The organism is Buchnera aphidicola str. APS (Acyrthosiphon pisum) (assembly GCF_000009605.1).
Classification (GTDB): Bacteria; Pseudomonadota; Gammaproteobacteria; order Enterobacterales; family Enterobacteriaceae; genus Buchnera; species Buchnera aphidicola_I.
The window spans coordinates 433275-454405 of the sequence record NC_002528.1 but is presented as its reverse complement, the minus strand read 5'-3'; the positions used below and the strand labels follow the sequence as shown (position 1 = coordinate 454405).

Below are 21131 nucleotides of genomic sequence, written 5' to 3'. Positions count from 1 at the left end.
GTTTTTAAAATACCTGATTCTTGAAAATATACTACATTCTATTAGTACAATTAAAATGCTGATTTAATTTCTCGTAAACCATGAAACGGAGCGTATTTTGTTCCTAAATTTTCTTCAATTCTAATCAATTGATTATACTTTGAAGTTCTATCAGAACGACTCATAGAACCTGTTTTAATTTGTCCTGATGATGTTCCTACAGATAAATCTGCTATAGAAGCGTCTTCTGTTTCACCTGAACGATGAGAAATAATTACTCCATAGTTTGCTTGTTTTGCTGTTTTTATTGCTTCTAGAGTTTCAGTTAATGTTCCAATTTGATTTAACTTTATTAATATTGAATTTGCAATTCCTTTTTTTATACCTTTTTTTAAAATATTTTTATTTGTAACAAATAAATCATCTCCTACTAACTGTATTTTATTACCTAGTACATGTGTTTGATATAAAAATCCTTCCCAATCTGACTCATCTTGTCCATCTTCGATTGAAACTATCGGATATTTTTGAGATAATTTTTCTAAATAATGAGTGAATTCCTTTGAAGAAAAACTAATATTTTCTCCTTTAAGATTATATTTTTTTTCGTTTTTATTATATAATTCTGAAGCAGCACAATCTATTGCTAATCGTATATCTTGTCCTAATTTATATTTAGTTTTTTGTATTGCATCTTGAATAATATTTAATGCTTCTTCATTAGACTTCAAGTTTGGTGCATAACCTCCTTCATCTCCTACAGTTGTACTCATTCCTTTTTCTTTTAATAATTCACCTAATGCATGAAATATTTCACATCCTATACGTATAGATTCTTTTACTGTTTTTGCGCTGATTGGTTGAATCATAAACTCCTGAATATCTATATTATTATTAGCATGTTTTCCACCATTAATAATATTTATCATAGGCAATGGCATAGAAAAAACACCAGGAGTCTCATTTATTTCTGCAATATGCGCATATAAAGGCATTCTCTTAGATGCAGCAGCTGCTTTAGCAACAGCTAAAGATACAGATAAAATCGCATTAGCACCTAATTTGGATTTATTGATTGTTCCGTCTAAATCAATCATAATATGATCAATATCACTTTGATTTCTAGCATTTTTATTTTTTAATGCAATAGATATTTTTTCGTTTATTAACGAAACAGCTTTTTCCACTCCTTTCCCCATGAATCTGTCTTTATTTTCATCCCTTAATTCTAAAGCTTCTAAAGAACCGGTAGAGGCTCCGGAAGGAGAAGAAGCTAGTCCGACAAATCCGCCTTCTAAATGAACTTCAGATTCAACAGTAGGATTGCCTCGTGAATCTATAATTTCACGAGCTATGATTTTTGTAATTTTAGACATGTTTAACCTTAATATGTTAAAAAATATTTTTATATAAAATTTTTTTTATGTTTTCCTGCTGATTTTATAAAATCTATAAATAATGGATGTCCATCACGTGGTGTAGAAGTAAATTCTGGATGAAACTGACAAGCTAAAAACCATGGATGATTAGACAATTCTATTATTTCTACTACATTATTCTTTTGAGAACGTCCTGTTACCTGCAATCCTGCGGCTTCTATTTTTTTAAATAGAAGATTATTTACTTCATATCGATGTCTGTGTCTTTCTATAATAATTTCTTGGTTATATAATTTTCGAGATAAACTATTTGCACTTAATTTACACGGTTGACTACCTAATCTCATAGTGCCACCTAAATTTATACGATTCTCGATTTTATTGTAATTTTTACTTGAATTATTAGGTCTATTTTTTATTAAATCAATAATTGGATATTTACATTGAGGATCAAATTCTGTTGAATTTGCTTCTTTAATTCCAACTACATTTTGTGCAAATTCTATAATTGCTATTTGCATGCCTAAACAAATACCAAAATATGGAATGTGATTTTCTCGTGCATATTGTATTGATAATAGTTTTCCTACAATTCCTCGATCGCCAAAACCTCCAGGTATCAAGATGCCATTAAGATTTTTTAAGATTTGAAAATTTTTATTTTCTACCTCTTGAGAATCAATTAATTGTATGTCAACTTTTATTTTATTTTTAAAACCTGCATGTTTAAGAGCTTCCATAACCGATTTATATGCATCAGGTAGTTTAATATATTTTCCAATAATTCCAATAACAATAGTATTGTTAAAGTTTTTTTCTGCATAAATTACTTCTTCCCATTCTTGTAAATCAGCTTCAGGGACATTTAATTTAAAATAGTTACAAATATAATCATCTAGTTTTTGGTTTTTTAACAATTTTGGTATTTTATATATTGAATTCACATCTTTTAGAGATATAACAGCATCAACTGGTACATTACAAAATAATGCTATTTTTTTTCGCTCGTGAAGAGGTACAGTTTTTTCAGAACGACAAATTAAAATATCTGGTTGTATTCCTATTGAAAGTAACTGTTTGACTGAGTGTTGAGTGGGTTTAGTTTTTATTTCACCTGCTGTAGCAATATACGGTACTAGTGTTAAATGTATATAAATAACGTTTTTACGTCCAATATCAACTGCCATTTGACGAATTGCCTCTAAAAATGGAAGTGATTCAATATCACCAACAGTTCCGCCTATTTCTACAAGGATGATATTACTATTTTCGGAGCATAGAATGATTCTTTCCTTAATAGCATTAGTAATATGAGGTATAACTTGAATAGTCGCTCCTAAATAATCACCTCTTCTTTCTTTTTTTAAGACTTGAGAATAAACTCCACCTGTAGTAAAATTATTCAAAAATGTCATTTTTGTATGAATAAAACGTTCATAATGACCCAAATCTAAATCTGTTTCCGCACCATCTTCAGTAACAAATACTTCTCCATGTTGAATAGGACTTATCGTTCCAGGGTCTACATTTATATACGGATCTAGTTTTATAATTGTTATGTTTAAATTTCGTGCTTTTAGGATTGCACCCAATGAAGCTGCAGCAATACCTTTTCCTAAAGATGAGACTACTCCGCCAGTAATAAAAATATAATTTTTTGTCATACTAAATATAAAAATATTAGTTAAAATGAATAAGTGTTTAATGTAAAATATTTTATTACAATATTTAATCATAAAAAACTTTTGTGAATATAAATATTTTTTTAAGAATAGATTTTCTTTTTTACCAAATTATATTTTAATTTATAATATAACTTTAATATTATATACTGATACTAATTATTAGTAATGTTTTTTGTTTTAATTTTTTTCGAATCCCATGTATCACGTAATCCAACAGTACGATTAAATACCAACTGATTTTTTTTAGAATCTATAAAATCTATACAAAAATAACCAATTCTTTCAAATTGAAAAAATATTTCTATATTATTATTACTGATTTTTTTTTGTATTTCTTCTCCTATTTTTTTTTCTATAAACCCAAATTTTTTAATTAATGATTTTGAATTTATATACAATAAAAAATTTTCTTGTTGTTCCGGATTTTTTATATTAAATAATTGATCATATAATTTAAATTCTGCTGAAAGTGTATTTTTTTCTGATATCCAGTGTATTACCGCGGGATTTTTATTATCTTTTGGTTTTCTCCCTAAAGTATTAAGATCACAATAACATATAATATTAGAGATATTACCATATTCATCTTTTTCTATTTTCTCAGCATGAATGATGTAAGAATATCTTAGACGTATTTTTTCTCCAAGTTTTAATCTTTTATATTTTTTATCATATTTTTCTTTAAAATCTGAACGGTCAATATATATAGTATTAGTAAAAATAATTTTATGAGTGCCCATTTCAGGGTTATTAGGATGATTTGGGACTATAAATTCTTCTTTATAATTTGAATCTAAATTATATAAAAATATTTTAATTGGATCTAATATGGCCATAGTACGTATAGCAGTCTGGTTCAATTCTTTTCGAATACAATGTTCTAACATAGAAAATTCTATTAAATTATTTTGTTTAGTCACGCCAATTTTTTGACAAAAATTTTTAATAGAAGACGGGGTGTATCCTTTTCTTCTTAAAGCAGAAAGTGTAGGTATTCGAGGATCATCCCAACCTTCTATTATGTTTTTATCAATAAGTATTTTTATTTTTCTTTTAGACAAAATAGAAAATTCTAAATTAAGTCGAGAAAATTCATATTGCTTAGGATAGTGTTTAACACTAGTATTTTTTAAAATCCAATTATATAAGAATTTATTATCTTGAAATTCTAACGTACACAAGGAATGAGTAATGCCTTCAATAGAATCTGAAAGACAGTGAGCAAAATCATACATAGGATATATGCACCATTTATTTTGAGTCTGATGATGCTTAATAAAAATAATTCGGTATAAAACAGGATCTCGCATAATAATAGAAGAAGAACTCATATTTATTTTTGCGCGCAAACATGCTTCTCCTTCGGAGAAGTCTCCTTTTTTCATTTTTTCAAAGAGTTCTATATTTTCTTGGATTGTTCTATTTCTATAAGGGCTATTTTTACCCGGGGTATTTAAAGTTCCTCGATACTCACGTATTTGTTCTTTTGTTAAATGATCTACATACGCTAATCCTTTTTTAATCAATTCCTGTGCATATTGATATAATTTTAAAAAATATTCAGAAGCATAACGAACATTACCATGCCATTTATAACCTAACCAATTAATATCATGTTTGATAGATTCAATGTATTTAATATTTTCTTTTAGTGGGTTTGTATCATCAAACCTTAGATTGCATCGTCCTTTATATAAACTCGCAAGTTCAAAATTTAAACATATTGATTTTGCATGACCAATATGAAGATACCCATTGGGTTCAGGTGGGAAGCGAGTATAAAAAGATAAATTTTTATTTTCATTTAAATCTTTATTAATAATTTGACAAATAAAATTATTGTTTTTAATTTCTTTTTTAGTATCCATTATATTTCCATTGTTATTTTTTCTAATTACAATAATTTTGTTGATTATTCAATTTATATATTATAAAATATATTTTTTTCTTATGTACAAATATTTTTATTAGGCTACGTAGCTCAGTCGGTTAGAGCACAGCACTCATAACGCTGGGGTCATGGGTTCGAGTCCCGTCGTAGCTACCATTTTTAATAGAGCGGGAGTGGCGAAATTGGTAGACGCACCAGATTTAGGTTCTGGCGCCGAAAGGTGTGCGAGTTCAAATCTCGCCTCCCGTATATTACTTAATACAATTTAGAAAATTATTTAAAATAATTTTAATTAAATTCTAATAAAAATAAATAAAAAAACTAAAAAATATTTTATAAAATGGGGTATAGCCAAGTGGTTAAGGCACCGGTTTTTGATACCGGCATCCCTGGTTCGAATCCAGGTACCCCAGCCAATCTAATAAAACTATCTTTTATTTTTGACTTTTCTATTAAACAATTTTCCTTCAAATAAAGAATGACAATGTGTTTTATAAAATTATTTATTTTTAATTATATATTAGATGTCAATTGAATTAGATTAAAAAGCCACTATTTTCGATTTTAAAATTTTTATTTAAAATAAAATAATCTTCTATATCATGAATTTAAACAAACTAAAAAAAAAAGCAGCTTGGGCGGCACTAGATTATATTGATCCTGGTACGATCATTGGAGTTGGAACCGGTACAACTATTTTTTATTTCATTGAAGCACTCGGTACGATAAAAAATTTGATATATGGAGCCGTATCTAGTTCTAATTCGTCTACTGTTTTATTAAAAAAACACGGTATAGAAGTTTTTGATTTAAAAAATTTTAGTTCTCTTGCTATTTATGTCGATAGTGCCGATGAAATCAATAATCATATGCAAATGATTAAAGGTGGAGGAGGTGCTTTAACAAGAGAAAAAATTATTGCTTCAATGTCAAAAAAATTTGTTTGTATTATTGACAAATCAAAAAAAGTAGATGTTCTTGGAACATTTCCTCTACCAATTGAAATTATTCCAATGGCTCTTTCTTATATTTTTCGAGAAATGATAAAAATTGGTGGAACGCCAAAATATCGTAAAAATGTTATTACGGACAATGGAAATATAATTATAGATGTATATAATTTATGTATAAAAGATCCTATATCGATGGAAAAAAAAATTAATTCATTACCCGGAGTAGTTACAGTTGGTTTATTTGCTTCTAGAAGCGCCGATATTGTTTTGATTGGAACACAAAAAGGAATACGAACTATTAATAAAAAAGAAAATAGATAATTATATTTTATATATTTAAAATTTTTTACTTTTAAAAATAATACAAATTAAAAATAATCAAGACTTATTAAATTTACTTAAAATCACCAAACATTGTTTGCAATGCAGTAATGGCTACAACGGAAGCTGTCTCTGTTCTTAAAATTCTAGGACCTAATCTTATAGGAATAAATCCATATTTAATAATTTTTTGAAATTCATCATTAAAAAAACCTCTTTCAGATCCAATAATTATTTGGATATATTTTATAGGTTCGGTTAGACATTTCATCGTTAATGTAGACTTGGGATGAAAAATGATTTTTTTATCATTATTTTGATTGTTTTCACACCAATGAAAGACATTCATGGGAATTTTAATTTTTGGTATAATATTACGATTACACTGTCGACATGCAGAAATAGCTATTTTTTCCCAACGTTTGATTTTATTAGAAAAATTTATTCTTTTTTTTTGAAAATGATCATTTTCAAAAAACAATGGTGTAATGGTTTTAACACCTATTTCAATTGATTTTTGAATTGTAAAATCCATTTTTTCATTTTTAGAAATAACTTGTCCTAAATGGATATGTAGTGGAGATTCTAAATTTTTTAATATTTTTTTAAAAGTTTGAATTTTAATAATTTTCTTAGAAATATCTATTATCTTAGCAAAAAAAATATAGTGAGTGTTATTAAATATTTCTAAGATATCTTCAATCTTCATTCTTAAAACTTTTGTAACATAATGTCTATTTTCATCTGATAAAAAATAAAATTGATTAAGATCTAAATCATCTTCAATATATATACGCGGAATTTTTTTATTTTTTATAGCAGTGCTTGTAAACATAATCGTTGTGATTACCCTGTATGTTGAATATTAATTTTTCTCTTTCACATTCCCATTTTGTTACGGGGAAAATTTTATCCCATATTGTAAACATTTTTCTTTCTTTTTCTGATAATATAATATTATATTTTTTATTCATATAAAAATACGTTCTGGCTATAGCACCTCGAGCTCTTTCAGGTGGTTCTACTATTTTTCGTTTAAAATCTATTTTCATGTTACATCTTCCATATTGTGCAACACTATTATTTAACTGACCATACATAAAATTAGAGCGATCTCCATTTATTTCGCCAATAGCTGGCTGTAAATTATGAAGGTCAGATTCAATATGTTTGTATTTTTTATCTTCCATGCATTTTTTACGACCTCCTTTTTTCCAGCATGTTTTTTGATGTCCAAATTGCCAGGCTGGTACTACGTGCTCCCATTCAATTCTTGTAGCACGATTTTTATTTTTTCGAATTTTATACCCACAAGAATATAGATTAGGAATTCCTTTTTTTTGCTTCCAAATAATTTGACATCCACAGTAAAAAGACCCAGGTGCATTTTTATGAATTTTAATTGATATAATTTTTGCTTGATAGAAATTTTCTATAGTTTTTTTTTTAAAATAGCTTCTTTTGTTTGAAGAGAAAAAAAAAACATACTTATTATAACAATAAACATTTTTTTTATCATTTTTTATTTTTTCTATTTTTAAAAAACAAAATTTTTTAATATGTTGTTATTAAAAAATAAAAACATATCGTTTTTTTATGTTAAAAAATATATTATATTTTATATATTAATAATAAATATCTATTTGTAATTTTTTTATATATAAAAAATATTATAATAAAGTAAGACTTTTTTGTAAATTAAAAACAATATAGATCTTAATCTATACTACATTTATTTTTGTTTCTTAAAAATATAAAGATACAATTATTTTAAAATAAGGTAAATATATAAAATGACCGAGTATCTTTTTACATCTGAATCAGTTTCAGAAGGCCATCCAGATAAAATTGCAGATCAAATTTCTGACGCTCTTCTTGATGAAATACTTAAACAAGATCTTAAAGCACGTGTTGCTTGTGAGACTTATGTAAAAACAGGAATGGTTTTGATTGGTGGAGAGATTACTACAACTGCATGGGTTGATGTTGAAGAAATTACTCGAAAGACTATTAATGATATCGGATATGTTAATTCTGATGCAGGATTCGATGCTAATTCTTGTGCAGTATTAAGTGCAATTGGAAAACAATCACCAGATATTAATCAAGGTATAAATCGTTTTGATCCTTTAAAACAAGGAGCAGGAGATCAAGGAATTATATTTGGTTATGCTACTAATGAAACTGAATTTTTCATGCCAGCACCTATTACTTACGCTCATCTTTTAATGCAAAAACAATCCGAATTGAGAAAAAAAAATATTCTTCCTTGGCTCAGACCTGATGCTAAAAGTCAAGTTACATTTAAATATAATAATGGAAATATAATAGCAATAGATACTGTTGTTTTATCTACACAACATCAAGAAAACATTACTCAGAAATATTTAAAAGAAGCAGTTATGGATGAAATTATTAAACCAGTATTGCCAGATAAATGGTTAACAAAGAATACAAAATTTTTTATTAATCCCACAGGTAGATTTGTAATAGGGGGGCCTATGGGGGACTGTGGTGTAACTGGTCGAAAGATTATTGTTGATACCTATGGAGGCATGTCTAGACATGGCGGTGGTGCTTTTTCTGGTAAAGATCCTTCAAAAGTAGACCGTTCTGCAGCATATGCTGCTAGATACGTAGCTAAAAATATTGTTGCTTCTGGTTTGGCCGCTCGTTGTGAAATTCAACTTTCATACGCTATTGGAATAGCCGAACCTATTTCTATTATGATAGATACTTTCAATACTGGAAAAATAAGCAATAGTGCTTTAATTTCTTTGGTTCGTAGTATTTTTGATTTGCGTCCGTATGGATTAATTAAAATGCTTAATCTTCTTCAGCCTATTTATTTAAAAACAGCAGTATATGGACATTTTGGTAGAAAAGAATTTCCATGGGAAAATCTTGACAAGGTAAATGAATTATCTTAAGAGAATTATTTTGATAATTTGATAATTTGATTTTTTTAAAGATAGAATATCTTAAAAATACTATTTAAATGTAGAAAAAGTGTATGCAATATGAAAGCATGTATTATTATCTTTATGTACATCCCATGTTTGTTAGCATGGGAGAATTATTTGTTTCTAATGTATTCTTCAAATGATAATATATCTTCTCTCTCTATTTCTATTTTTTTTTGATGAGAACGTATAACTTCTTGTTCTAAAACACTTTGATTTAAGTTGAAGTAATTTTTATTAATAAATTTTTCGTGGTATTTATTTGCCAAATAGAGACCTGTTTTTTTTATTCCGGTTGTCATTAAAAAATTTAAACATTGAGCAGAATAAGTTAATTCTGGATTTTTTAAAAATAATTGAGTTTCTTTACATGCTTTTTGATATAATAAATCATTTGAATTGGAATCGAGTATCAAAGCAATTTCATTTAAATCTTTAAATATAATTTGCCCTATTTCAATTAATGTTTTTGTTTCATTGTTATTGTTAATATAAATCTTCTGATTAGGTTTTCTTCCTTCATAAATAATTCTTTCCCAATTTTTAGTTGTCAATAAAAAATCTGTTTTATCAATTTTAGGTGAATCGATTAAAGCACACCAAATTAAAAATAGATCTAATAAAAGTATTTGATTTTTATTTATTCCTATAGGTGAAAATGGATTGACATCTAAAGAACGTATTTCAACATATTCAATACCCCTATTTTTTAACGCTTCTAGAAGAGATTCTCCATCTTTTGTTTTTCTTTTGGGTCTTATTTGAGTGTAAAGTTCGTTTTCTATTTGCAAAATATTAGTATTTAATTGTTTGAAATTGCCATGTTCATCTTTTAATCCTATATTAATAAATTTTTTTGATGGTGTTTTCAGGGCGTTTTGAAATGATTCAATATATTCATTAAAATCATTAAACATAATATTTAGGTCTAGAATGTTAGTGTTAGAATATCCAATGTCACTAAGTCTTAATGAAGTAGACCATGGCAAATAAAATATATCTTCTTTATTTTTTTTAAATTTATATTTTTTTTTTGTATTCTTTAAAAAAAATGATGATATTGCTGGTGATGATCCAAACAAATACGGAACAATCCAACCAAATCGATAATAATTTCTGATTAAATTTAAGTATCCAGATGAAATAAGATCAGTATTATTTTTTTTATTTTGATTATTTTCCCAGTTTGTCCAAAAAAACAAAGGTAATGAAAAATTATAGTGTATACCTGAAATAGTATTTATCAAATCGCCGTAGCGATTTTTTAAACCTATTCTATAAGTAGTTTTCATTTTTCCAATATTAGATTTTCCATATTGAGCTATTTGAATATTTGTTTGATCGTTAAAACAATAAGGGATGCTAAAAGGCCACATGCGTTCATTCTTTATTTTTGATGCTGTAAAAGAATGAAGATCTGTTAAAAAGGATAATAAATAATCTATATTATCGCTAGTAGGTGTGATGAATTCTAATAAATTTTCCGAAAAGTCTGTAGTAATCCATTTATGTGTTAAAGAGGATCCGATTAAATACGGATGTATTGTTTTAGAAAAATGTCCATTTTTTTGAATTCTTAAGGTTTCACGTTCGATTCCTCGAAAAATTCCTTTTAACATTTTTGGATTTTTTTTTAACCAAGCGATTTTTTTTGAGATATCTTCTATCAATGTTATCTCCTAATCTAAAATATTCAAATACTTTTGTAAAAATATTTTTAAATTTATTATTTTTATCGATACTTTTTTTGTTTTTTAGTTGAGAGATGATTTTGATTCTTTATTTTTGCATCCGGAAGGATTCGAACCTCCGACCGCTCGGTTCGTAGCCGAGTACTCTATCCAACTGAGCTACGGATGCAATAAAAATTTAATTGGTGGCGGTGAGAGAGGGATTCGAACCCTCGATGCAGGTATTTCTGCATACTCCCTTAGCAGGGGAGCGCCTTAATCCTCTCGGCCATCTCACCTAACTATAAAAGATATTTTTATTTTATTTTACTTTTTTTTTTATATAAGTCAAACATATTTTTTTATATCAATGATGTCTTTTTCAGTTTATTGAAAAATTAAATATTCAAGCTACATCTTACTTGAGTACAGTAAGACGTAGTATGGATTATATTTTTTATTTTTTTTTCTCAGCTTGAATACGTTGATATATTTCTTCACGATGTACCGAAACTTCTTTAGGGGCATTTACACCAATACGTACTTGGTTTCCTTTTACTCCTAGTACTGTTACAGTTATTTCATCGCCAATTATTAATGTTTCGCCGACCCGACGAGTTAGAATAAGCATTCTTTGTTCCTTGAAAGATCAAAAGAGTTCGGTCTCTTTCGTTCCTAACGTCATGAATAATATAGGGTTAAACGTAAATCACAATATATTTTATAGTATATTCTAATTACATATTTTTCAGTAAATTTTTAACTAACAAATTTTTTAATATTTAGTTCATTTAATATACAATATATATAAAAAATACTGGTTTTTTATTTTTCATTTAATTTATCATTAATCCATAATTTTATAGTATTTAAAATACTAGGTAGTTGTTTTGTATTAGCACCTCCTCCTTCAGCAATTTCTTTTTTTCCACCACCTTTCCCGTTTGTTTTATTAATAATCATCTCCATAATTTTTATTGCTGTTATATAATCAAGTAAATTTCTTGTTACACCTACAATAATCGTAAAACGATTATTGATAATATTTATTAAGATAATAATTGTATTTTTTAGTTCTTTTTTCAATTGATCAACTATCATTCTTAATGATTTTTGTTCATAATCATAAAAAATATTAGTTAAAAGTTTAGTTCCTTTTATCTCAGTAACATTTTTAAGTATTTTTTTTATGTATTGTGTGTTTTCTTTTTTTTGTAGTTGAATTATTTTTTTCTCTAGATTTTTTGTTTTTATTGTAAGTTTTTTAGTTTTTTCTTTAATATCAACAGTACTGCAATTCAGTAAGAGAGAGATATCTTTTATATAATTATCTTTTTCATGTAAATAATCTATAGCTTTTTGTCCTGTTACAGCTTCAATTCTTTTAATTCCTGATGCTACACTTGATTGAGAAATAATTTTAAATAGTCCGATATCACCAGTCCTTTGAGTATGTGTTCCACCACAAAGCTCGATAGAAAAATTATTTATGAATACGACTCGTACAATAGAACCGTACTGATCATCAAAAAGAGCCATTGCTTTTTTCTTTTTAGCTTCTTCTAAATTTAATTCTTCAGTTTTAATTTTAATATTATTACGAATATTCGTATTAATAATATTTTCAATCTTTTGAATTTGAGATGTGTCTATCGATTTAACATAAGAAAAATCAAATCTCAAATATGTATTAGTTACTAAAGAACCTTTTTGAACAATACTGTCCCCTAGAATTTTGCGCAGTGTAGCATGTAATAAATGCGTAGCTGAATGATTTAATTGAATTGCATATCTATAATCTTCATCAATATGGCTAAAAAGAGAATCATTTAGTGTAATTTGCCCTGAAATTAATTTTCCAATATGTCCTATTGTTTTTCCATATTTTTTTGTCTTTTCTACTAGAAAAGATGATTTTTTATGATATAACTGACCTATATCACCTATTTGACCTCCTGATTCACTATAAAATGGCGTTTTATCTAGAAAAATTACGCCTTTTTCATCTTTTATAATTTTCGAAACAGATTGATTATTTACAAAAATATATTTTACTAATGATCGGGTTATAGTTTTTGTATAACCTTCAAAAATACAGGTATCATTTAGAATAATATTGTTGTTATAATTTTTATAAAATTTTTTATTGATATTAGATTGTTCTTTTTGTTTTTCTTTAGCTAGTTCATAGCTATTATAATCTATTTTAATATTTTTTTCACGACAAACATCAGATGTTAAATCAATCGGAAATCCAAAGGTATCATAAAGATAAAATGCAGTTTTTCCAGATAGTATATTATTATCTATTTTTTCTATTTCAGAATTTAATATTTTTAAACCTTTTTCAAGTGTATAGGAAAATTGCATTTCTTCTATTTTTAAAACATTTTCTATTTTTTCTTGTTTTTCTTTTAAAATATCACCAGTTTTTCCCATAACGTGAATTACACTAGATACTAGTTTATGAAAAAAATTTTTTTTAATTCCGATTTTATGTCCATGTCTTAATGCTCTTCTGATAATTCTTCTTAAAATATAACCTCTATGTTCATTTGATGGAAGAATATTATCTGCAATAATGTATGAACAGGATCTAATATGGTCAGCTATTACTTGAAAAGAAATATGGTCTAAATTATTTATAGAGCTTAATTGAGCTATATTTTTTATTAGTTTTTGAAATACATCTATATGATAGTTAGAATACACATTTTGTAAAACAGCAGATATTCTTTCTAATCCCATGCCTGTATCTATGGATTTATTTTTTAAAGAAATAATTTTTGTCTTGGAGATACGATTGAATTCTATAAAAACAATATTCCAAATTTCAACAAAACGGCCGTTTTTATTTTCTAAAAACTCTATTGGATCAATTTTCATTGTATCTGAATAATCATAAAATATTTCAGTACAAGGACCACATGGACCAGTATCACCCATTTGCCAAAAATTTTCAGAATTGTATTTCTCTTTATTTTTGTCACCTATTCTAATAATACGTTCTGAAGGTATTTTAATGATGTCATTCCAAATTTTATATGTTTCAGTATCATCTTTATATACTGAAATCCATAATTTATTTTGTGGTATGTTAAACCATTTTTTTGATGTTAACAATTCCCAAGCATACTCAATAGCTTGTTTTTTAAAATAGTCTCCAAAACTAAAATTTCCAAGCATTTCGAAAAATGTATGATGTTTTGAAGTATATCCAACATTTTCTAAATCATTATGTTTTCCTCCAGTTCTTAAACATCTTTGTACAGTAGCAACACGTGGATAATTGCTTTTTTTTTCACCTAAAAAGATTTCTTTAAATTGATTCATTCCTGCATTAGTAAATAATAATGTAGAATCATTATAAGGAACTAAAGAACTACTGGGAATAATCATATGACCTTTTTCTTTAAAAAATTTTAAGAAATCTTGACGTATTTTATCTGTTGTTTTTTTCATTTTTTTTCTGGTTAGTATGAAAATAATATTACTGATATAAAGTGTTTTTAACAAATAGAATTTATTATATTGTTTTATTTTTATGATCTTTATAAAAGAATATTTTTTGAGATAGATTTTAATAAATAAACGTTTTTTATCTTGAAAATAATAATCAAGTTTTTTTATTGAATTTTATTTAATAAAATTATTTTTGATATTTTTTTTGCTGTATCAAAAATTTTTAATGCATAATAAGATTTTTCTATATATATAAGAGCTTTTCGGGCAGATGGTGTTTCTGAATATCTTTGAAGCATTTCTTCTCCTCTATTTATAACTGCTATATATTCTTTATGAAAGAAATAAAATTTTAAAATTGAAAGATCATGTTCGGAAAGACGATTTTTTATATATATTAAGTTTTTTTTAGCATTGACAACATAGCGACTTTTAGGATATTGATAAATAAAATACTTTAATTGGAAGAATGCATTTTTTGCATAAAAATAATCATTTTTATAATAATTTATAGGGAAAACACTAAAAAATCTGTTTTTATCTAAAGACATGCTAATTAAGCATTGTATATATACAACGTAATCTATATTCGGATGATTTGGATAAAAATACATAAATTCTTCTATATTTTTTCTAGCTTGATCGAAATTTAATATTTTATAGTAAGCATAGATTAAATCTATTTGAATTTTATCATTACTAATATTAGCGGTATTATTATTTTTTTTTATTTTTTCTAATATAGAAATTGCATTATCAAAGTTTTCTTTTCTTAATTCTTTATTAGATTTTTCATAAAGAGTATATCTTTCTGTAAAATAATTTTTTTTAAAAGACTGAGACTGTACTGTTGAGTTAAAGAATAAAATCATAAAAACAAATATAATACTGTTCTTTTTTTTCATTATTATGTATTCAGTTTAAATTAATAAAATTTCTTATTAAAAATATTTATGTTTCTAATTCTATAGAATATCATATTATAAAAGTAGAATGTCATATTCTGTAAATATTAAAGATGTAGCGTTAAAATTAAAGAAATATTTATTTAGTTATAAGGATAACTATATTGAAAAAAATACAATTAAATTCTATTGCATCATCTTGTTCATTATCAGGGCAAAGATTAGATCTAGTTTTATCTAAATTATTCAGAGAATATTCTCGTTCTTATTTAAAAAAATTAATTATTATGAATCAGGTCTTAGTTAATGAAAGTATTGTAAATCAACCTGATAAAAAAATATTAGGAGGAGAGACTCTTACAATTCATCCTTTTTCTAAAGATTTATTAGTTGATATCCCAGAAAATATTTTTTTAGATATTGTGTATGAAGATAGCGATATATTAATAATCAATAAACCTGCTGGATTAGTTGTTCATCCAGGTTCTGGAAATAAATCAGGAACAATTTTAAATGCTTTATTATATCACTATAAAAATAGTAAAGATTTACCTCGTGCCGGAATAGTGCATCGTTTAGATAAAGATACTAGCGGATTGATGGTAATTGCAAAAAATATTTTTTCTTATAACCACTTGTTATTATTATTGAAAGAAAAGAAAATTATTCGAGAATATGAAGGAATTGTTCACGGGAAAATGATTGCCGGTGGGACTATAAACAAACCTATAATGCGTCATTATAACAGAAGAACATGTATGATGGTTCATCATTTAGGAAAACCATCAGTAACACATTATAAGGTCCTCAGTCGTTTTAAATTTCATACACATATAGCAATACGATTAGAAACGGGGCGTACGCATCAAATTCGAGTTCATATGTTGCACATCAAATACCCATTAGTTGGAGATCCTTGTTACAGTGGTTTTAAAATCCAGTCGAATTATAGAAAAGATAAAAAAACTAATAAAATATATAAATTTCCTCGTCAAGCACTGCACGCAAACCATCTTTCTCTTCATCATCCTATTAAAAAAAATGTAATGTCATGGACAGTACCACTTCCTCAAGATATTCAAGAACTGCTTTTAAAAATATAGAATATATTATAAATTTTCTTATTGAATATATTTATTCTTAATAAGAATTATTATTTATTATACGAAAAACTTAAAATGTATTATTAAATATATAAAAATTAATATTTTCAGTATAATTTTTTTTAAAAAATATATACAATATAAAAAAAAATCAGAGTCGATAGTACTATGCTAGAAAAAAAAACAAATACAGAATTTTTAGTTTTATCTACTACTAATACTCAAGATAAAAATATCAAACAACCTTTATGTGAATTAGTAAAAAAATCTTTAAAATATTATTTATCTAATTTAAATGGCAAAGATGTTAATAATTTATATGAATTAGCACTATCTGAATTAGAACAACCTCTTTTAGATATGATAATGCAGTATACCAGAGGAAATCAAACACGTGCTGCTTTAATGCTGGGAATTAATCGTAGTACATTGCGTAAAAAATTAAAGAAATATAGTATGAATTAAATATTTTATATATTTTTTAAATTGCACTTTCTATTTTGAAAAAATATAAGAGAGTGCAAAATTATATTTTTCATCTCGAAAAAAAATTTAACTATTTTTTTAAAAAAATAATATATTTTTTAAAAAGAATTAATACTAATTAATACTTTATTTTTTAATATTCGTATATTTTTATATTTTTTTTAAAATCTTTTATTTTAAATGAATAAGTCTATTAGATATTGTTTCTAATGCCCAATGATAACCATCTAAACCAAGTCCACAAATTACACCTTGAGAAATATCAGATAACCATGAGTGGGAACGAAAATCTTCTCTTGAATAAATATTTGAAATATGAATTTCAATAAAAGGAATCTCTACTGCAATTAATGCATCTCTTATAGCTATACTAGTGTGTGTAAATGCGGCAGGATTGATAATGATATAATTAATATTTTTTCTTGAAGAATGAATTTTGTCAATTAATACATGTTCTGCATTAGATTGTATATGTTTTAAAGACATATTAAGTTTTTTTGCTCTTTTTTCTAAATTTTTCAATAAATCGGGCAGAGTAATATCACCGTAAATCTCAGTTTCTCTTGTTCCCAGAAGATTTAAATTAGGTCCATTTATTAATAATATATTTATATTATTTTTCATGTTAATCTCTTTTTAAATGATTATATCTCAAATTTACTAGAAGACTTATCTAATAAAATATTATATAACATTTTTTTAGAAAAATTATTTTTTTCTTTTTTTGTTTTATCTTTTATAATAAACATTTACAACATTATCATAAATTAAGTGAGTTCAAATGACATTTGAATTAGTAACTGAATCTTTATTAAATGCGAATAAAATAAACGATCAAGATGTTTTTATTGCCTTGGAAGAACTGTGTACACGTCAATTAGATTATGGAGATCTTTATTTTCAATCTCATATTCACGAGTCTTGGATTCTAGAGAATAGTATTATAAAAGAAGGAAATTATCATTCTGATGCAGGTATCGGAGTACGAGCAATAAGAGGAGAAAGCACTGGATTTGCGTACTCAGATCAAATATCATTAGATTCTTTAAGAAGGAGTACGAAAAAAGCACACAGTATTATTTTAACAAAAGGATCGGGAAAAACAAAAACTTTATCAAAAAAAACAATTGAACCTATCTATAAAAATGTTAATCCCCTAGAAGGATTTTCTTCTAAAGAAAAAACTGATCTTCTTTATAGAGCAAATTACATAGCACGTAGTCTTGACCATCGTGTTATAGAAGTGAATGCTTCTTTAACAGGATCATATGAACAAATTTTAGTTGCTTCTACTGATGGAAATTTAGTATCAGATATCAGGCCGTCAATACAATTTTCAATTAGTGTTTTAGTTGAAGATCATGGGAAAAGAGAGCGTGGTCGTAGCGGTGGAGGAAGCCGTACAGATTATAACTTTTTTTTAAATCAAGATGATTCTTCAAAAGAAATTAGAATTGATCATTGGTCTAAAGAAGCTGTGCGTATAGCCTTATTAAATTTATCTTCAAAAGAGGCTCTATCAGGAACATTTCCAGTAGTTTTAGGATCTGGATGGCCGGGCGTTTTGTTACATGAGGCTATAGGTCATGGATTAGAAGGTGATTTTAACAGAAAAGGCACTTCAATCTTTACTAATATGATAGGTAAAAAGGTTGCATCAGAGTTGTGTACTATTATCGATGATGGAACAATTAAAAATCAACGTGGATCATTAAGCATTGATGACGAAGGTACTCCAGGTCAAAAGAATATTTTAATTGAAAATGGAATATTAAAAAAATATATGCAAGATAAACTTAATGCGCGTTTAATGGGTGTTAAGTCTACCGGAAATGGTCGTCGTGAATCTTATTCGTGTCTACCTATGCCTCGTATGACTAATACCTATATGTTATCTGGAAAGTCTAAATTAGATGATATAATTAAAAGCGTCGACTATGGAATATATGCTGTAAATTTTTCTGGAGGACAGGTAGATATTACTTCCGGAAAATTTGTATTTTCTACTTCGGAAGCTTATTTAATAAAAAATGGAAAAATTGTTACACCAATTAAAAACACTACTCTCATAGGATCAGGATTAGAAGTTATGCAAAAAATATCAATGGTTGGTGATGATTTAAAAATGGATGAAGGGATGGGTATTTGTGGAAAAGACGGTCAAAATATTCCAGTTGGAATAGGTCAACCATCTATGAAATTAGAAAATTTAACTATTGGTGGAACTGTTTAATTTGATTAAATAAAAATTTATTATAGCTTATATACCATAAAAAATAATGCAGTCAAGAATTATGTCATGACTGCATATTAAAATTAATTTAATCGCTCTTTAATACGAGCGGCCTTTCCAGTTCGCGTTCTCAAATAATATAATTTTGCTTTTCTAACTAAACCCTTTCTTTTAACTAGAATTTCTTCGATACCATGAGAATGAGTTTGAAAAACTCGTTCAACACCTTCTCCATTAGATATTTTACGCACAGTAAAAGATGAATTTAAACAACGATTCTTTATTGCTATCACTATTCCTTCAAAAGATTGTAAGCGTTTTTTCGAGCCTTCAATAACCCATACTTTTACTTCTATAGTATCTCCGGATCTAAAAACAGGTATATTTTTTTTTATTTGTTCTTTTTCTATGTTTTGAATAATACTGAACATGTTTTCCTCTTAAATTTAAATAAATAAAAAAAATTAGTCATTATTTTTTAATTTTATTTTTTTTTTAAATTCATCCAAAAGAATTTTTTCTTCTTTTTTTAATATTTTTTTTTTATAAGGTCTGGACGTTTAATCCATGTTGTTCCAAGTGACTGTTTTAAACGCCAAAGGCGAATTTCATTGTGGTTTCCGGATAATAAAACTTGAGGAACTGACATATTTTTTATAATTTTAGGTCGAGTATAATTAGGATAATCAAGTAAATCATTCGTAAAGGAATCTTCTTCTATCGACTTTTTTGTTTTTATAACACCTGGAATTAAACGAGAAATGGCATCAATCATAACCATGGCGGCCAATTCTCCTCCAGTGAGTATATAGCTTCCAATAGACCATTCTTCATCCACTTGATTATCAATAATTCTCTGATCTATTCCTTCATATCGACCACATATGAAAACAATTTTTTTCTTCTTGACTAATAATTCTTCGATATGATTTTGTTTTAATTCTTTTCCTTGGGGAGATAAATAAATAACAGTTACATTTTTTGATGTAGATTTGGCTTGTTGAATAGCTAGATACAATGGTTCGAAACTCATCAACATTCCTGGTCCTCCTCCATAAGGACGATCGTCTACAGATTTATATTTATTTTTGCTAAAATTTCTTGGATTAAAAAAATTAATATTAATAATTTTTTTTTTGATTGCTTGTCCGATTATGCCGTAATTGGTGATCGCATAGAACATTTCTGGAAAAATAGTAATAATATTAAAGCATATTATAGTTTCATTATATTTTTTTTTCATTTAAATCACATAATCTAGTCCCATTGAACTAAAATAAATTTTTTATCAGTATTTACATTTTTTATTATTTTGTTGTCGATAAATGGAATTAATATATTTTTTTGATGTATCTTTAATTTATTTTTCACTATAAGAATATCGTTATTTCTTGTCCTTATTAAATTAATTACTGTTCCTAAATAATGCTGATCTATATTAAATACTTTATAATTGATAATATCATTCCAATAGTAATCATTTTTTTTCAACGCAGGTAATGTATGTTTACTAATTATTATGTCTGCATTAGTAAACTGACTGACTACTGAACGATCAGAAATATCTTTTATGTGAACAATAAAATTATTCTTATATTTTTTCCAGTTTTTAATTTGAATTCTTGTCCAATTTTTTTCTTTAAAAAAAAACCATGGAAGATAATTGAATATTTTTTCTTGTTCTTCTGTGAAAGAAAAAATATTTATCCAACCTAATATTCCGTAAGATTTTCCAACTTTTCCTATTAGTAATGGTTGAATTGGTTTGTTAATACTAATATTTATAATATTACCTCTTTTGTTTGATTAATTTTTTAGTTCTTTCTGACATTTGGGCACCCTGATTAGTCCAGTGTTCAATACGTTCTAAATTTAATTTTAATATCTCAGATTTTCCTTTGGCAATAGGATTAAAATAACCCAGACGTTCAATAAAACGACCATTTCTAGAAAAACGACTATCTGCTACTACCAGCTTATAAAATGGACGTTTTTTTGTTCCATATCTAGCTAAACGAATTTTTACCATATTTTTTCTTCTTAAAAAGTTATTAAATAAAAAGGATTATTTGAAAAAAATTAAAAAAATTATACTACTGAG

Annotated in this window: 18 protein-coding genes, 5 tRNA genes and 1 pseudogene; 8 read left to right on the top strand and 16 right to left on the bottom strand. The window is 26.3% G+C overall.

The window, feature by feature from the left end:
* Nucleotides 1-50: 50 nt before the first annotated feature.
* The 3 genes from eno to glnS form a co-directional block, all read right to left on the bottom strand.
* Complete coding sequence (gene eno, locus BU_RS02185) at nucleotides 51-1355, bottom strand: phosphopyruvate hydratase (protein ID WP_010896105.1); 1305 nt, start codon at nucleotides 1353-1355, stop codon at nucleotides 51-53.
* 29 nt (nucleotides 1356-1384) lie between these two features.
* Complete coding sequence (locus BU_RS02180; RefSeq protein ID WP_010896104.1) at nucleotides 1385-3022, bottom strand: CTP synthase; 1638 nt, start codon at nucleotides 3020-3022, stop codon at nucleotides 1385-1387.
* 173 nt (nucleotides 3023-3195) lie between these two features.
* Entirely contained in the window at nucleotides 3196-4911 is a 1716-nt protein-coding gene (gene glnS, locus BU_RS02175) for a glutamine--tRNA ligase (protein ID WP_010896103.1), read from the bottom strand.
* A gap of 102 nt (nucleotides 4912-5013) precedes the next feature.
* Between glnS and BU_RS02170 the strand changes: the two genes are divergently transcribed.
* The 4 genes from BU_RS02170 (at nucleotide 5014) to rpiA (ending at nucleotide 6208) form a co-directional block, all read left to right on the top strand.
* Nucleotides 5014-5090 (top strand) — tRNA-Met (locus tag BU_RS02170).
* A gap of 11 nt (nucleotides 5091-5101) precedes the next feature.
* Nucleotides 5102-5183, top strand: a tRNA-Leu gene (locus BU_RS02165).
* A gap of 92 nt (nucleotides 5184-5275) precedes the next feature.
* Nucleotides 5276-5350: transfer RNA gene (locus BU_RS02160), tRNA-Gln, on the top strand.
* A 186-nt stretch (nucleotides 5351-5536) separates the two neighbouring features.
* Nucleotides 5537-6208, top strand: coding sequence for a ribose-5-phosphate isomerase RpiA (rpiA, locus tag BU_RS02155; protein ID WP_009874367.1), 672 nt, complete (start codon nucleotides 5537-5539; stop codon nucleotides 6206-6208).
* Between the two features lie 73 nt (nucleotides 6209-6281).
* Here rpiA and BU_RS02150 read toward each other — a convergent pair whose 3' ends face one another.
* Nucleotides 6282-7043, bottom strand: a complete 762-nt coding sequence (locus tag BU_RS02150) for a 16S rRNA (uracil(1498)-N(3))-methyltransferase (RefSeq protein ID WP_009874366.1) — start codon at nucleotides 7041-7043, stop codon at nucleotides 6282-6284.
* Nucleotides 7015-7644, bottom strand: a pseudogene (locus BU_RS02145) (endonuclease); the annotation flags it as partial. The pseudogene BU_RS02145 and the gene BU_RS02150, both read right to left, overlap by 29 nt.
* A 357-nt stretch (nucleotides 7645-8001) precedes the next feature.
* Here BU_RS02145 and metK point away from each other — a divergent pair.
* A complete protein-coding gene (metK, locus tag BU_RS02140) occupies nucleotides 8002-9138 on the top strand; it encodes a methionine adenosyltransferase (RefSeq protein ID WP_009874364.1) in 1137 nt (378 codons plus the stop codon).
* Between the two features lie 146 nt (nucleotides 9139-9284).
* On the opposite strand, the gene gshA is transcribed toward metK, so the two are convergent.
* The 6 genes from gshA to BU_RS02110 form a co-directional block, all read right to left on the bottom strand.
* Nucleotides 9285-10841, bottom strand: coding sequence for a glutamate--cysteine ligase (gshA, locus tag BU_RS02135; RefSeq protein WP_010896101.1), 1557 nt, complete (start codon nucleotides 10839-10841; stop codon nucleotides 9285-9287).
* A 116-nt stretch (nucleotides 10842-10957) separates the two neighbouring features.
* Nucleotides 10958-11031, bottom strand: a tRNA-Arg gene (locus tag BU_RS02130).
* Nucleotides 11032-11048: 17 nt separating this feature from the next.
* Nucleotides 11049-11140: transfer RNA gene (locus tag BU_RS02125), tRNA-Ser, on the bottom strand.
* Between the two features lie 158 nt (nucleotides 11141-11298).
* A complete protein-coding gene (gene csrA, locus BU_RS02120) occupies nucleotides 11299-11472 on the bottom strand; it encodes a carbon storage regulator CsrA (RefSeq protein WP_009874362.1) in 174 nt (57 codons plus the stop codon).
* A gap of 194 nt (nucleotides 11473-11666) precedes the next feature.
* A complete protein-coding gene (gene alaS, locus BU_RS02115; protein WP_010896100.1) occupies nucleotides 11667-14303 on the bottom strand; it encodes an alanine--tRNA ligase in 2637 nt (878 codons plus the stop codon).
* Nucleotides 14304-14467: 164 nt separating this feature from the next.
* Nucleotides 14468-15208: an outer membrane protein assembly factor BamD gene (locus BU_RS02110; protein ID WP_009874360.1), complete on the bottom strand. Its 741-nt coding sequence runs from the start codon at nucleotides 15206-15208 to the stop codon at nucleotides 14468-14470.
* A gap of 164 nt (nucleotides 15209-15372) precedes the next feature.
* On the opposite strand from BU_RS02110, the gene rluD reads away from it, so the two are divergent.
* Together rluD and fis are read left to right on the top strand one after the other, a co-directional pair.
* The gene (rluD, locus tag BU_RS02105) at nucleotides 15373-16311 is read left to right on the top strand and encodes a 23S rRNA pseudouridine(1911/1915/1917) synthase RluD (RefSeq protein WP_009874359.1); all 939 of its coding nucleotides are present in this window, start codon (nucleotides 15373-15375) and stop codon (nucleotides 16309-16311) included.
* A gap of 168 nt (nucleotides 16312-16479) precedes the next feature.
* Nucleotides 16480-16776: a DNA-binding transcriptional regulator Fis gene (gene fis, locus BU_RS02100; protein WP_009874358.1), complete on the top strand. Its 297-nt coding sequence runs from the start codon at nucleotides 16480-16482 to the stop codon at nucleotides 16774-16776.
* Nucleotides 16777-16968: 192 nt separating this feature from the next.
* Here the strand turns inward: fis and aroQ are convergent, their stop codons facing one another.
* Nucleotides 16969-17421, bottom strand: coding sequence for a type II 3-dehydroquinate dehydratase (gene aroQ / locus BU_RS02095; RefSeq protein WP_009874357.1), 453 nt, complete (start codon nucleotides 17419-17421; stop codon nucleotides 16969-16971).
* Nucleotides 17422-17578: 157 nt separating this feature from the next.
* Between aroQ and tldD the strand changes: the two genes are divergently transcribed.
* Complete coding sequence (gene tldD / locus BU_RS02090; RefSeq protein WP_010896099.1) at nucleotides 17579-19030, top strand: metalloprotease TldD; 1452 nt, start codon at nucleotides 17579-17581, stop codon at nucleotides 19028-19030.
* A gap of 83 nt (nucleotides 19031-19113) precedes the next feature.
* Here the strand turns inward: tldD and rplS are convergent, their stop codons facing one another.
* From rplS to rpsP, 4 genes are all read right to left on the bottom strand, one after another.
* Entirely contained in the window at nucleotides 19114-19461 is a 348-nt protein-coding gene (rplS, locus tag BU_RS02085) for a 50S ribosomal protein L19 (RefSeq protein ID WP_010896098.1), read from the bottom strand.
* 98 nt (nucleotides 19462-19559) lie between these two features.
* Nucleotides 19560-20273 (bottom strand): tRNA (guanosine(37)-N1)-methyltransferase TrmD, encoded by a 714-nt coding sequence (trmD, locus tag BU_RS02080; protein ID WP_009874353.1) that lies wholly within the window; start codon nucleotides 20271-20273, stop codon nucleotides 19560-19562.
* 14 nt (nucleotides 20274-20287) lie between these two features.
* Entirely contained in the window at nucleotides 20288-20818 is a 531-nt protein-coding gene (gene rimM / locus BU_RS02075; protein ID WP_010896097.1) for a ribosome maturation factor RimM, read from the bottom strand.
* Between the two features lies 1 nt (nucleotide 20819).
* The gene (gene rpsP / locus BU_RS02070; protein WP_009874351.1) at nucleotides 20820-21059 is read right to left on the bottom strand and encodes a 30S ribosomal protein S16; all 240 of its coding nucleotides are present in this window, start codon (nucleotides 21057-21059) and stop codon (nucleotides 20820-20822) included.
* Nucleotides 21060-21131: the final 72 nt, after the last annotated feature.

Excerpts from the sequence above, each read along its gene's own strand:
- eno (WP_010896105.1), bottom strand. The coding sequence starts at position 1,355 with ATGTCTAAAATTACAAAAATCATAGCTCGTGAAATTATAGATTCACGA.
- BU_RS02180 (WP_010896104.1), bottom strand. The coding sequence starts at position 3,022 with ATGACAAAAAATTATATTTTTATTACTGGCGGAGTAGTCTCATCTTTA.
- glnS (WP_010896103.1), bottom strand. The coding sequence starts at position 4,911 with ATGGATACTAAAAAAGAAATTAAAAACAATAATTTTATTTGTCAAATT.
- rpiA (WP_009874367.1), top strand. The coding sequence starts at position 5,537 with ATGAATTTAAACAAACTAAAAAAAAAAGCAGCTTGGGCGGCACTAGAT.
- BU_RS02150 (WP_009874366.1), bottom strand. The coding sequence starts at position 7,043 with ATGTTTACAAGCACTGCTATAAAAAATAAAAAAATTCCGCGTATATAT.
- metK (WP_009874364.1), top strand. The coding sequence starts at position 8,002 with ATGACCGAGTATCTTTTTACATCTGAATCAGTTTCAGAAGGCCATCCA.
- csrA (WP_009874362.1), bottom strand. The coding sequence starts at position 11,472 with ATGCTTATTCTAACTCGTCGGGTCGGCGAAACATTAATAATTGGCGAT.
- alaS (WP_010896100.1), bottom strand. The coding sequence starts at position 14,303 with ATGAAAAAAACAACAGATAAAATACGTCAAGATTTCTTAAAATTTTTT.
- BU_RS02110 (WP_009874360.1), bottom strand. The coding sequence starts at position 15,208 with ATGAAAAAAAAGAACAGTATTATATTTGTTTTTATGATTTTATTCTTT.
- fis (WP_009874358.1), top strand. The coding sequence starts at position 16,480 with ATGCTAGAAAAAAAAACAAATACAGAATTTTTAGTTTTATCTACTACT.
- aroQ (WP_009874357.1), bottom strand. The coding sequence starts at position 17,421 with ATGAAAAATAATATAAATATATTATTAATAAATGGACCTAATTTAAAT.
- tldD (WP_010896099.1), top strand. The coding sequence starts at position 17,579 with ATGACATTTGAATTAGTAACTGAATCTTTATTAAATGCGAATAAAATA.
- rplS (WP_010896098.1), bottom strand. The coding sequence starts at position 19,461 with ATGTTCAGTATTATTCAAAACATAGAAAAAGAACAAATAAAAAAAAAT.
- trmD (WP_009874353.1), bottom strand. The coding sequence starts at position 20,273 with ATGAAAAAAAAATATAATGAAACTATAATATGCTTTAATATTATTACT.
- rpsP (WP_009874351.1), bottom strand. The coding sequence starts at position 21,059 with ATGGTAAAAATTCGTTTAGCTAGATATGGAACAAAAAAACGTCCATTT.